Here is a 12,730-nt window from a genome sequence, read left to right as displayed (position 1 = left end):
TGCACGACAAACCTTGGAATGCTTCGAAACTCGAACCCGGAGGGTTCACCATGAATAGCCATAGGTCGGCCGAGCGGAGCGAGGACTACCTATGGTACACAGGGCCAGATCTGAACCGCGGAGCGGTTCGCCCATCGCTTTGCCCGCCCCTGACGCCATATCCCAAAGCTCATACGCCGGATTCAAGACCAAGCCCGCTTTCTTCCACAAGGCCTCATCTTCCGCATTCCGCTACTTCTTCACCAGCCACTTGTGCTTCCCTGCGGCGGTCTTTTCCACTTCCTGAACCTCACGCATCACCAGCTCAAAATCATCGCCCAACTTCCGGCTCAAACCTTCCTGGATGCCGCGGGTGGCCCCAGTCCATCCCAGGCCGGTTTGATACCGCAACTCCACCTTGCCGGGTTCTGCCTGATAGAACTGCACGGCGCACAAGCCATCGAAAATCCGGTCGTGCATGTTAATGGCCGTAAACGAAATCTGCCGACCCGTGGCGCTGACAAGAAACTCATACTCCCGGCCGGCCACGGCTTCCACGGCGGGCCACGGCCACTCGCCTGCGCCTTGGGACGCCAGCTTCACGTAGTCTCCCGTGCGGTAGCGCACCAAGGGCATCACATGGTTGTGAAACGTGGTGCCAATGACCTCCTGAAATCCTTCATCATTGGGCGCTCCGAACTCCACGTAACCATAGCCCGGCCAGAAATGGAGCAGATTGGACTGTCGGCCCTGCCCCGCCAGCACTGCCCGCTCACTGTGCCCATACCAATGGAACACGGGAGCACCGAACACGCCCTCCAGATACTGCTGAGCTTCCAGCGTCAACTTTTCGGAACCGCAGAGCAGCGACACCGGCTTGAACTCCAGCTTGCGACCAGATTGCTCCAGCAACCTCGCCAGGATCAGTGCCGCCGAAGGATACATGTGAAGATGGCGCGGCTGAAACCTGTTCAGCGCAGTCACATACTCATCCATGCGCTCCGGAGTCAGGTGGTACGATGAAAGCACCAGCCAGTTCCGCGTGGCGTCAAAGTAGCTGATGCCGCCGCGGGCCTTGGATGAGGTCACCATCCCCCGGACCACCGCCACCTTGTCCCCCACCCGGTAGCCACGCCGAGACCATTGCGCCTCCAGATAGGCCTGCTCCTTGGGGCGGCTCACGCCTTTCTGAAGGTAAAAGCCGACAGGGACGCCGCTGCTTCCGCCGGTGGTGATGTAGAGCCGGTCTGCCGCACCAAAGCGCGGATTCACCATCTCTTCGCGACTCGCGATCAAATTCTGCTTGGTGAGTAGAGGATAGTCCTTCAACTGTTCCAGCGACTCCAGTTTCCTGGGATCCACCCCTGCATCCTGAAATCGCTCCCGATAGAAGGAAGACTCACCGGCCGCGAGCAATGTCTCCCGCAACTCCTTCACCTGATACTTCGCGATCTCTTCCGGAGACCAGCCTTCCGAGGCCGCAGCCTCGCGCTGGAAGCGCTCATATTCCTTGCCATGGCGCAGCCTGGCCGGAATGGCCCGGTAGGCCCGTCCCACCAGCGATTTCACCGGCTGGGGGGCTGCCTCGTAAACCCGCAGGAGCGGGTAGAGCTTGTCTTCCAGGGACATGAATCAGGCAGGAGTGCTACGACTTCCGCTCCACATGGTTTACCCAGCCGAAGTGCGGCTTGAAATGATACGTATCCGCCGTCTCGAACCGGCTCAGGGCACGGCTCCAGCGCGGATCATTGGACCGCACCGTGATGTCATCGAACTTGAATCCGGACACTGGCTTGCGATTCACCGCAAACGCTCCGGTCAGCATGCGCACCTTTTGCCAGTCGAAACCCATCAGGCCAGCGCACACGGTATCCACGGCCAGCGGATTCTGCCCGGCCACGATCACGCCGCAGGCTTTGGGATCAGGAGCCATCGGGCCATTCCCCTCCCCGCCCACAATGCCATCCACCACCGCGAGATAGCGGCGGGGGGTCGTGCGTGGCGCGCCAGAACCGTCGAAGTAGAAGAGACACTTGTTGAGGTCCACCACCATGCGCCAGCAAGTGTCGTTGCCATGCCAGTTGCCGGATCGAACCACTTTCTGCGTGTCGCCGAAGATGAGTCGCCCCACCTTCTTCAACGGGACAAAGAGCTTGCTCAGGATGTGCTTGCCAAAGAGCACCTTCTTGATCTTGCCCATGAGGGAGTGTTCCAGCTTCGCCTTCACCGTCGCCGTCGGAAACTGGTCGCCGCCCTGATCGGGAGTACCCTCAGTATGGTGGGGCAGCCAGTTTTTGTTGGCGTTGATGCCCACCAGGTTCTTCAGCGCACAGGTGAGCCCCACCTTCTTGTGGCACTTGAGCTTTGGGATGTTGATGAGCACGTCCGCATCCATCGGCGTGCGGCAGAGCATGTACTCATGCGTCTCCTCCTGATGGCGCTCATTGGTCTCCGCCATATTGTAGGAGGCCCCGTAGAGTTTTCCAAGCCCGTGGAAGCGGACGAACTCACTGTCCGCATTCAACCGCACATGGGTGGAGCCCAGCGGGTCACCGGGAAGCTCCGTCTTGCTGACCGTCACACCGTCCACCGCATGCCACTCCTCGGGTCGCAGATCGAGCAGGGCAATCTTCACCCCCGGAAAGTCCTGCTGGCAACGGGCCACCATCTCATCCAGGCGGCAATACTTGCGCAGAGTCGCGAAGGATGAGTCCGTCTGGGGAGCATCGCAGATGATGATGGAGCCGCTCTCATGCAACAACGGTGCCACCCAGCGGATGACTCCTTCGATCACGGCGGGATGGGTCACCACATGCTCCCATTGATCCGGGCCAGGATGACGTTCATCATGCTCCTTCACCCAGTTGGGTTTAAGCACGACCTTCTCGCCGGGCCGGATGAAGTCCGACGCCAGATCAAGCGCATCCAGCGCCCTTCGCGTCATCGCGACCACTTCTGGTCCGTCTCCATAGGTGGCAGCGCCCTGCTCCACCGAGACCAGAGGAACACCAAAGCCAGGAATCAAGTCAGTGGGAGTTCCCATGTCAGTGTTTGTGACCATGCGCCCCTTCATGAACCGACCGTGCTGCCGCCTCGGCCGCGACATACACATCGCGCAGGGGCACCCCGGCCTTGCGGGCCAGAATGCGACATTCCTCGAACTCCGGCGCATACTTGTGCGCCCCTCCGGGAAGATGGGAGACTTTGACAATGGCCTCGCCGAACTGGGTCCTCACCCGGATGCAGTCCCGCGGCAGCGTGCTGCGCTGCATGTTCTGCTCACGCACCCCCAGGGAGCTCGTCTCCGTGAGAATCAGTTCCCGCATGGCCGGCTGATCCTCCGGCTTGGCGATCACATTCAAGATCACGCCTGGGCGGTTCTTCTTCATGTGCGTGGGCGTCATGGTCACATCCAGGGCTCCAGCCTCCAGCAGCCGCTCCATGACGTGGCCATGTTCTTCCGCCGTCTGATCATCGATGTTGGTCTCCAGCACCGCCACGGTGTCTGTGTCGAACTTCAAATCACCAGCACCTTCGCCAATGAACACACGGCAGAGATTCGGGATGGTAAGATCCCATGTGCCCGCTCCATAGCCCACCGCATCCAGACGCATGGCCGGCAACTCACCAAAATGCGAAGACAAATGTTTCAGCAAGGCCGCTCCCGTAGGAGTCACCAGTTCCGCCTGGATGGGCGATCCCACAATGGGCACGCCTTTCAAGATGCCCACCGTGGCCGGTGAGGGCAGCGGAATGGAGCCATGCGCCCCCTGGATGAAGCCACGCCCCAAAGGCAGCGGACTGCAATGAACACGATCAATTCCCAGCAGTTCAATCCCGGCGATGGTGCCCACGATGTCGATGATGGCGTCTTCACCGCTCACCTCATGCAGATGCACCTCCTCCACAAGCATGCCATGGATGCGGGCCTCCTCTGCGGCGATGATGCGAATCACTTGCAAGGCCTGCTGTTTGACCGCGTCGCTCAGCGTGCTCTCCCGCACCACCCTTTCAATCTCGGGCAGGGGCCGCGAATGCGGCTGGGGACTCACGAGCACATCCACCTTGGTGGCGGTAAAGCAGTTCTTGTCCACGCGGCGGACGCGAATGTCCCAACCGCTGATGGGGAGCTTGGCCAGTTCCGCCCGCAGGTCGGCTTCTTGCAAGCCAGCATCCAGCAGCGCGCCCAGGAGCATGTCGCCACTGGCTCCGGCAATGCAGTCAAAGTAGGCGGTTTTCATGAAATAATTCGAGATCTGGCAGGTCTGGGGGTCAGTCTCAATCCCCTTGTACGATACGCAGCGCCAGCATCGCCGCACCAAAGCCATTGTCCACATTCACCACACCGATGCCGGTGGAGCAGGAGGTGAGCATGGCCATGAGCGCAGTGAGTCCGCCGAGGTTGGTGCCATAACCCACGCTCGTCGGCACCGCGATGACTGGGGGCCGGACCAGCCCCGCCAGCACACTGGGCAGGGCACCCTCCATCCCTGCAACAGCAATGATGACCCGGGCTGATTTCAAATCGTCCAGCCGGGCCAGCAGGCGATGCAATCCCGCCACGCCCACGTCGTGAACCCGCAGAGCGTGATGCCCCGCAAACTCCACCGTGCGCGCCGCCTCCTCCGCCACGGAAAGATCCGACGTGCCAGCACACACGACGGCCACCGTCTTCACTGCGGCAGGCACCGGCATGCGACCTATTTGAAATAACCTCGATGTCGAATCGTAGGCTCCCTCCGGAAAGGTCTTCAAGAGACTGCTCGAGTGCGCCTGGGAAACCCAGGTGGCCAGAGCACAGCCATGCGCCGCCACCAGGCCCTCCAGGGCCGCCCGGATCTGCGCTTCGCTCTTGTGCCGGCCATAGACCACCTCAGGCAGGCCCAGCCGCAGCACACGGTGCGTGTCGAGCGTCAAGCCAGGTGACTCACTGAAGGGCAACGAGCGGAGACGCTCCGTTGCCTCCTCAATCCCAACCCGCCCCGCAGCGACCCCCTGCAAGAGCTCTTCAATGTTCCAGCCGTTGCTCATGAGTCGGATTTCCTCACATGGGCCACCAGCAGCCAGCCGATCCGGGACTTCAACCACTGGCGAAGTCCTTCAGGCACAAACGGGATCATGCGGGAGCTCATGTGCGTGACCGCAGTGCGCTCCGTCACCAACCCCGCCTGATGCAGGGATTCGGCACACTGGCTGGCGGAATAGTGCTTGTGATAATACCCGTCCGTGTAGAAGCGCTGGACACTCGGGAACGAATGTCCCTGCAGGACCTTCCCCTTGACCACCAGCCAGTACAGCCCCTTCAACCAGTAACGCATGCTGTTGCGATGGTACACCATGATGAGACCGGTGCCCCCGGGTTTCATCACCCGGGCCACCTGCTGGTAGCACCGCTCAGGGTTGCTGCTGTGATGCAGCACCCCCCAGGAGTACACAAAATCAAAACGCCCATCTGCAAGCCCGTCCAGCTTCTCCGCATCCATCCGCAGCACCTCCAGGTTGGTGATGCCTTTGAGCTCGGCATTTCTCCGGGTGAGCTTTACCGCCTGTTCTGTGATGTCCACCGCGGTGACATGGGCTCCCGCCCGGGCAAAGGCACAGGCGGCAGAACCCGCGCCGCAGCCAATTTCCAGCACCTGCTTGCCCGCAAGGGAAGTGAAATCAACCTGTTCACGGATGTAAGGATTGGTGCCAAAATAGAACCCGTCCGTCCGGTCAAAGTCCTCTGCGGTCACCGGTTCACGCTGTTGTGATTCCCAATCCGCATAGGTCATGGGAAGATTCTCCCACCAGACCCGGTTCTTTTCGTTCACCGCCAGATCCGACGCTTCGATCTCGTGATTGAGATTCGTCGTCCGCTGCGTGCCCCATTTTTCAATAGCCCGGGCCTGATCGTCTGATTCAGGCGACGGTTGGGGAGGTGGGTTTAGCGAGCTCATAAGGAGACAACTTTAAGGATGGGTGTGGAACCGAGCCGTCAGGGATCTTGCATCGGGGCACCACGGCCCGTCTTCAACACTTTGTTCATGCTGCCCATGGAAAGTCCGTCCAGATCCAGGGTGACGTACACCCATCCCAGCGCCTTAAGTCCACCGACCAATTCAGCCTGACGTTCCAAAGCCTGGGCGAAGCTTGATGAGGGCACTTCCAGACGGGCAATGTCGCCATGATGACGGACGCGGAGTTCGCGGAAACCAAGGGACCTGACAAACATCTCCGCGGCCTCGATCCTCGCCAGAAGGCTGCTGGTGACCGCAGTGCCATACGGGATGCGGGAGGAGAGGCAGGCAGCGGCAGGTTTGTCCCAGTTTGGCAGACCAAGATGCCGTGCGGCCTCCCGGACTTCCGCCTTGCTGAAGCCCAGTTCATGCAGGGGACTGGACACACCGTGCTTCTTCGCCGCAGCCCGCCCCGGTCTCAAATCAAGCGTGTCCTCGGCGTTCATGCCATCCAGGATGTGGGGTATGCCCTGCCCCCGGGCGTAGTTCAGCAGGGCGGCATAGACATGATCCTTGCAGTGAAAACAACGGTTGGGAGCATTCGCCGCATAGGCAGGATCATCCAGCTCCTGGGTCTCAAGGAACACCAGCCTGGCTCCCATGAACCTCGCCAGTTCAGAAGCATCGTCGCGCTCCTTTCTGGGCAGGCTGGCAGACACCGCCACGACTCCCACAGCATCATCCCCCAGCACATCCACAGCCACCTTGAGCAACAGGGAGCTGTCCACCCCGCCCGAGAAAGCGACTGCCGCCTGCTTCATCTCCGCCAGATGGCGGTGCAACGCGTCCAGCTTCCCCATGAGGATCCCGGTTTCGTTATTTCCCATGACTCACGGCCGCATGGCCCTTGTCAGGGCTGTCCGGCATCAATCCCTTCTGAAACTTCGGAGCCAGCTGCCGGATCAGGTCCGCCAGCATCGCCACCGTCTCATCACTGTTCCGACGTCGCTGCCCCACCTCTTCCGGGGTGAAGTCCTCCGTCACGATGGCCATCACCGACGGATAGGCCCAGCGGTGATTGATATTGCGGGCCACGTTGTCCCAGAGGGTCAGCCAGATGCGTTCACTGTTGCTGGGGGTGGTGACATCCGTGCCTACGAACCAGTAGAGATAGTGCCCGCGCAACTGGCGTTTGCTGCCGTCTGACATCGTGATGGGCTTCGCAATGTACAGGTCCTTCACCCGGAGCCTCTTCCCTTCGCCCAGCTCCACCTGAATGATGCGGCTCTCCATCAGGTTCCAGCCCTGTCCCTGGAGGCACACTTCCGGACGGTGGATGCTCTTGCGTTCCGCGCCGCTGAGCACAATGGAGCAGTGGGCAATGTCGCGTCGATTCAGGTCCAATGTCGGCGTGTAATACTTCGCCTTGGCGAACTCCGTATCTTCCGGCAAAAGAGCCTTTTCCACCGGATCAGGCTCCTCCATCTCCGCCACAAACTTGGTCAGATCCTCAGGCAGCGTCATGATCACTCCGGACTCCTGCCCACCCCGGATCTCGGGGGAATAGATACACACCACCACGGTGGCGGTGAGGAACAGGCTGATGATGAGGGCGCGGTAGATCATGACATCAGGCTTCTCAATCTTTCCAGTAGGAGCGGGGTTTCTCCGGTCCGAGCACCCGATTGAGCAGAGTTTCCACCCCCATCAGGCCGGCGATGGCGAGAATGAAGACAGCCACTCCAGTGATGAGGTGAAAGTTTGAGGTGTACTCCTCCCCTTTGCCCAAGGCGAACTCCTGCCCGAAGAGCATCGTCGCACCGATCAGGGCCAGGATCCGGATCATGTTCGCCACAATCGCCAGAGGGATGCTCATGGCAAAAAGCACCACCTGACGCCAGAACGTCCGCTGGCGAAAGTAGGCAAACAATGCCGAGACCATGATGAGCGCGAAGAGTGACCGCAGACCGCTGCAGGGCCCGTCCACATTCAGGCGAAACCAGCTTCCCTCCAGCCGGGTGGGCGTCGCCGCCGAGATGAGACGGGTGCCATCCTGCACCGTGTCCACCGAGAAGAAGTTCAGCACCTTGGCCGTCACCGTGACCATCAGGTACCGGAGCTTGAAGGCCAGCGTGTCTTCCAGAAACAGATAGGGCCACGCAAACCCCAGGATGAACCAGGCAAACACGAGAACGCGAAATTGCCGCCATCCCCAGAGCCACAGGATGATGGCCGCCACGAAGAGCTGAATGCTGGCGTAGCCAAAGTAGTAGAAGTTCCCCCGATAGCCCGCCCAGTACATCGCCATGGCCAGAAAAGCCACCACCAGCCCCCAGACAGACGGCTGCTCGGGCAGCGACTCAAGTTCCTTTCTCCGCCGCCAGCCCAGAAAGACCGCCATGGGCAGCGCGAGCGCACCATGCTGCCAGGTGGGGTCAGACCAGGAGTTCAACAGCATCTTGAAAATAGTGCGACGGAAATCTCCGTAGCCCGCCGCATACGGCAGGATGAAGACCAGCCAGAAGAGCGGAAGCATCACCAGCCCTAATGGGATCCACCGCTTCCATGATCCATCCGACTCAACCTGGGAGGCTGAGGGCGCGGCGGCAGAAGTGTCCGAGAGGGTGCTCATGCTTTGGCAGCGATCTCTTCGTAAACGGATACCAGCTTCTTCACATGAGCCTCCCAGGTAAAGCCCTGGATGTTTTTTTCCCCTTCATCGCAAAGCCTTTCACGAACGGGTGCATCCGTCATTACTTTTTCCAGAAATTGTGAAAGTTGCACTGGGTTTTTTGGCTCATGGTACAGGGCTCCAGCGCCCCCCACCTCCTTCATGCAGGAGGCATCTGCCAGCACGGCGGGCAGACGACAGGCCTGGGCTTCAAGAGTAGGTCTCCCAAATCCTTCATACGTACTGGGAAAGGACAGCGCGTGACAAAGCTGGCAGACCAGCGCCACATCTGCGGGCGGGATCACTCCCAAATCAATGATCGCCTCCGAAATTCCCAGTTCATCGATCATCGGCCCAAAGCCATCTCCCCGCAGGTTGGGACCCACCTTCACGAGCTGGACCGGCAAGCCCCTTTCCTTCCGAAGATGGGCCACCGCTTTCAGCAGCGTCGGCAGATTCTTCCGCTCGATGTTGTTCCCAATGTTCAGCACCAGCAGATTCCCCTCCGCCAGTGCCGCCAGTTCCGGGAACCTTGCCGCGGCAAGCTCGCGCGGCAGGGGGCGAAACACCTCCGTATCGATGCCATTGTAAGCCACCACGACTTTCTCATCGGGCAGATCCAGATGGTGACGCACCTCCCTGGCGAGAGTCTCGCTCACAGTAAAGATGCGCTCGGCGCGCTTCATCATGCTGACCCGCAGCCTCCAGGCATGCAGGGCGGGTCCCGTGAGGGTCGGCGCCGTGAAATGGTTCAGGTCGTGGCAGGTCACCACACTGGGCTGCCACGCCGCACAGAGATGTCCGTAACTGTGGTCAATGACATGGAGGATCGGCCGGGTTCCGCTCTGGTTGTATTGCGCCCCCATACGACGGGCACGCCAGGGATAAAGGAAATCACGAATGATCCGCTTGCCAAACGGGAGGCTGGCCAGCCCTTCCTCCGGGGCGATATCCACGACCCGCCAGTCCGGCGCAGAGCGGGCGTACTGCTCCAGCGTGTTCGCCTTGTGCAGGTCGATGCTGGTCCACTTCTCCGCACGGAGCACAGGAGCCAGCAGGATGATGGGATGATTCACAGCCATGTTGTCCTAGAGTCCGGCCTCCTGGGTGACGTGGCGCTCCAGCGTCACTTCCCCGTGCCGCGTGGTGACCAGGGCATGATCCACCATCCATTCCCAGAGGGCGGCACCCCGGGCATGCGCGCTGTGGGCCTCGCCCACTTCGCGGGAGATCTTCCGCATCGGCTCCCTCACCCGGGCGGGCATGAGCGACTGCATCTTCGCGGCAAAAGAGGCGGTGTCCTCAGGCTCAAAAATGTATCCGTTCCGCCCGGGCTTCACGAGCGCCTCCGCCGCCCCCGCGTGCTTGCTGATGAGCAAGGGCAGACCAAGGCAGGCGGCCTCGTGCACCACGGCAGCGTAAGTGTCCTGACGAGTGGGCAGCACAAAGACATCGGCACTGGCCAGCGCTTCGCGGATGGCCGCGCCGCTCAGAAACCCGGTAAACTCCACCTGCTCCCACAGGCCCAGGGCGTGGGCGAGTTCATGGAGCCAACCCGCATCCCCTCCTCCAATGAGCCGGATCCGGAAGCGGTTCTCTCCGTTCTCCTTCATGCGGGCGGCGGCCTGCAGAAGCAGGTCCAAGCCCTTGCGGCGAATCAACTGGCCCAGGTAGGCAAAGGTCACCACCTGGCTTGGAGCGTGGTCAACCGGCACATAGAGGCGGCTGTCCACCGCATGATAAGTCGAGACCGTCGGCAACTGTTTCCGGCTCAGCGGATGATGCGCGGCTGGGCAACACGCCACCACACCATCTACGAGCCTGCCCCAGAGCGCATGCCACCAGCGCGTACGACGCCCGAAGAACGGTGCATTCCCCCGCCCCACCTCGGTGGAGACGCAGACAGGAATCCGGTGCCATCGGGCGTACAGAAGAGCCTGCAACGTGAAGGGCGAGAACTCGTGGATCAAGATGCCCCGCACATCGCGCTCCGCGAGCCGGGCCCACATCTCCCGGGCTGGCAACTGTGTCTGGTATCGCGTGGCCCGTCCTTCCAAAGCGGCATCATTGGCCTTCAGATCGTGACTCGTCGAATGCAACGGCACGATATCGAGATTGTCAGCACGCGGTGTCACCAGTTCCTCAGGATGTTCGCTGCCGTGCTCCGCAGGCCAGAGCAGCATCGTGCGCCAGCCCTCCGGCTGAGCCTGGGCGAAGGCCTCGTACAGCGGCTTGAAAAAGGTACCGCGAGCCTTGGTCACGATGGCCACCGTCGGTTCAGACATCCTGCACCTCACTCCTCGGTTTGGCGGCCGCCGTCATCACCAGTTCGTCCGCCAGACGGCGGGCATACGTCTCGCTGTCCATGGCCGCATGCACATGCAGATCTCCCGGCTGCCATGCCCCTGTCACAAAGGGCTCAATCACTTCCGCCATCTGCACCGGGTCAAACTCCATGAACCGGCCGTTGCGTCCGTCATCCAGGATCATCTCAGAGCCATGATGACGGGTGAGAAAGAGCGGCAGCCCCGATGCTGCGGCCTCGACCTCCACCAGGGCAAAAGCCTCTGAGTACGAAGGAAACAGAAAGGCATCCCCCGCGGCATAGTAGCGCTCCACATCAGAGACCATGCCGGAGAACACCATCCACTCCCGCCAGTCGGGATGCGACTTGTCCAGAGAATCCTGCAGGGCCTGGAGTCTTGCCGGCGTGCCGCCGACCACGAGCAGTTTCACCTGCGGGTGCCGCTGGCGCACGATCCTGAGCGCCTCCACCGCCAGGAAGAAGCCCTTGCGACGGTAGTGACCGGCGCTGGCGAACACAAACACCCGGTCACCCGGCAGCAGGTTGAGTTGTTTCCTTGTCGCCTCACGATGCAGCGCCCGCACCCCTTCATGGAAGCGCGCGGCGTCGTAGGAGTTTGGCAGCACCTGGATGCGGGTCTCCAGCCCCTCCTCACGCAGATCATTCGCCACCGCATCCGACGCCGGGATGAAGAGGCGCGCCGTGGTGGTCTTCAAGAAATGCCGGGCCATCACCAGCGTCACGAGGTTCACCACCCGCTCGTACACATCCCGCAGGGACTTGATGCCCAGCACCCGCTGGCGCAGTTCCCAGTCAAAGGGGGAGAACTGCACATGGCACACGTCACAGTCCGGCAGATACCACGCGATGGTGTACACGAGATCGGGACGCGGCTGACGCTTCTTTTGGAACAACCACCAGGAGCGCAGACGTGCCCAGAGGGCAAAGACATAACCACCAATGGTATGCAGACGCCCCAGAGCGGGAAGTTTCACGATCCGGTCAATCGGCAACCCCTCGTCGCAATACCAGCACCAGACCTCAATCTCGAAGCCCTGCTCCTTGAAGCGCGGCAGGGACCGCACCACGCCCTTCATGGAGGGGCTGGTCAGACTGACGTTTGGATCGACGATGAGCAGCTTCATGCCTTCTTGAACAGGCCCAGAATCCCAAAGGGAAGGTCAGCGCGGCGGTCTTCCGGCCCCAGGGAGGTCTCCGCGTCAATGAGCGCCACCGGGACAAAGGCCCCGTGCACCGGCAGCTTGTCCGCCTTCATGAACCGGTTCACCGTGCCCCGGGTGAGGAAATAATCTGTATGAAGCAGGGTCATGCCCAGCGGCTCAAACAGCGCACGCAGATCCTCCTCGGTGTAGCCCTCCCGCACATGCCCGTCATTCGGGAAGGGCTCCGGCGGATGCGGCACGGTGATGATGGCGTGGCCGCCCGGCTTGAGCACCCGGATGAGCTCCGAAGCCGCCTTCTGGTGATCTTCGATGTGCTCCAGCACCTGGGTGGACATCACCACGTCCGCCGTGTGATCCGGCAGCGGCACCTCCAGCAGAGAGCCCTGGATGAGCGTCGCATCCGGACGCCGTCCCAGGTTGGCGCGCATCACCTGAAAAGTTGGCTCATCAAACTCCAGGGCGATTCCCTTCTCCGCATAGCCGCCCACCAGCGCCTTGCGCATGAACTCGCCCGAACCGGCACCACCGTCAAACAACACCCCCGCCCGGGGAATCTTTTCGAAAGCATCACGCAGCCGGGGCCATTCCACCCGGTAGCGGATGGTGTTCTGGGTGTAGCAGAATCTTCGGAAGAGGGATCGCAACATGGGGA

12 protein-coding genes are annotated in these 12,730 nt (G+C 61.2%); all 12 read right to left on the bottom strand.

The features are described from left to right. Positions 1–231: 231 nt before the first annotated feature. From VSP_RS02715 to VSP_RS38820, 12 genes are read right to left on the bottom strand one after another with little or no spacing between them, the layout of a single operon-like run. Positions 232–1,608, bottom strand: coding sequence for a phenylacetate--CoA ligase family protein (locus VSP_RS02715; protein ID WP_009958563.1), 1,377 nt, complete (start codon positions 1,606–1,608; stop codon positions 232–234). Positions 1,609–1,624: 16 nt separating this feature from the next. Continuing rightward, positions 1,625–3,022 carry a DUF362 domain-containing protein gene (locus VSP_RS02710; RefSeq protein ID WP_053332297.1) on the bottom strand — a complete coding sequence of 466 codons (1,398 nt, stop codon included), beginning with the start codon at positions 3,020–3,022 and terminating at the stop codon, positions 1,625–1,627. 1 nt (position 3,023) lies between these two features. Next, positions 3,024–4,220 (bottom strand): nickel pincer cofactor biosynthesis protein LarC, encoded by a 1,197-nt coding sequence (gene larC, locus VSP_RS02705; RefSeq protein WP_009958560.1) that lies wholly within the window; start codon positions 4,218–4,220, stop codon positions 3,024–3,026. A gap of 37 nt (positions 4,221–4,257) precedes the next feature. Then, positions 4,258–5,010 (bottom strand): nickel pincer cofactor biosynthesis protein LarB, encoded by a 753-nt coding sequence (gene larB / locus VSP_RS02700; RefSeq protein WP_009958558.1) that lies wholly within the window; start codon positions 5,008–5,010, stop codon positions 4,258–4,260. Then, positions 5,007–5,918 carry a class I SAM-dependent methyltransferase gene (locus VSP_RS38830; protein WP_009958557.1) on the bottom strand — a complete coding sequence of 304 codons (912 nt, stop codon included), beginning with the start codon at positions 5,916–5,918 and terminating at the stop codon, positions 5,007–5,009. Before VSP_RS38830 ends, larB begins: the two co-directional genes overlap by 4 nt. 38 nt (positions 5,919–5,956) lie before the next feature. Continuing rightward, the gene (larE, locus tag VSP_RS33550) at positions 5,957–6,805 is read right to left on the bottom strand and encodes an ATP-dependent sacrificial sulfur transferase LarE (RefSeq protein WP_157210701.1); all 849 of its coding nucleotides are present in this window, start codon (positions 6,803–6,805) and stop codon (positions 5,957–5,959) included. Further along, positions 6,795–7,544 carry an exosortase-associated EpsI family protein gene (locus tag VSP_RS02685; protein WP_009958555.1) on the bottom strand — a complete coding sequence of 250 codons (750 nt, stop codon included), beginning with the start codon at positions 7,542–7,544 and terminating at the stop codon, positions 6,795–6,797. Before VSP_RS02685 ends, larE begins: the two co-directional genes overlap by 11 nt. A 13-nt stretch (positions 7,545–7,557) precedes the next feature. After that, positions 7,558–8,550, bottom strand: coding sequence for an exosortase/archaeosortase family protein (locus VSP_RS02680; protein WP_009958554.1), 993 nt, complete (start codon positions 8,548–8,550; stop codon positions 7,558–7,560). Further along, positions 8,547–9,671 (bottom strand): glycosyltransferase family 4 protein, encoded by a 1,125-nt coding sequence (locus VSP_RS02675; RefSeq protein WP_009958553.1) that lies wholly within the window; start codon positions 9,669–9,671, stop codon positions 8,547–8,549. Before VSP_RS02675 ends, VSP_RS02680 begins: the two co-directional genes overlap by 4 nt. Positions 9,672–9,677: 6 nt before the next feature. After that, the gene (locus tag VSP_RS38825) at positions 9,678–10,874 is read right to left on the bottom strand and encodes a glycosyltransferase (RefSeq protein WP_009958552.1); all 1,197 of its coding nucleotides are present in this window, start codon (positions 10,872–10,874) and stop codon (positions 9,678–9,680) included. Beyond that, the gene (locus tag VSP_RS02665) at positions 10,867–12,039 is read right to left on the bottom strand and encodes a glycosyltransferase family 4 protein (protein WP_009958551.1); all 1,173 of its coding nucleotides are present in this window, start codon (positions 12,037–12,039) and stop codon (positions 10,867–10,869) included. Before VSP_RS02665 ends, VSP_RS38825 begins: the two co-directional genes overlap by 8 nt. Further along, complete coding sequence (locus VSP_RS38820) at positions 12,036–12,725, bottom strand: class I SAM-dependent methyltransferase (RefSeq protein WP_009958550.1); 690 nt, start codon at positions 12,723–12,725, stop codon at positions 12,036–12,038. The genes VSP_RS02665 and VSP_RS38820 overlap by 4 nt, the downstream gene beginning before the upstream one ends. Positions 12,726–12,730 lie beyond the last annotated feature (5 nt).

Origin of the sequence: Verrucomicrobium spinosum DSM 4136 = JCM 18804 (assembly GCF_000172155.1) — a bacterium.
GTDB lineage: Bacteria > Verrucomicrobiota > Verrucomicrobiia > Verrucomicrobiales > Verrucomicrobiaceae > Verrucomicrobium > Verrucomicrobium spinosum.
Note: the sequence above shows the minus strand (reverse complement) of the source record. Positions and strands in the feature narration are given on the sequence as shown.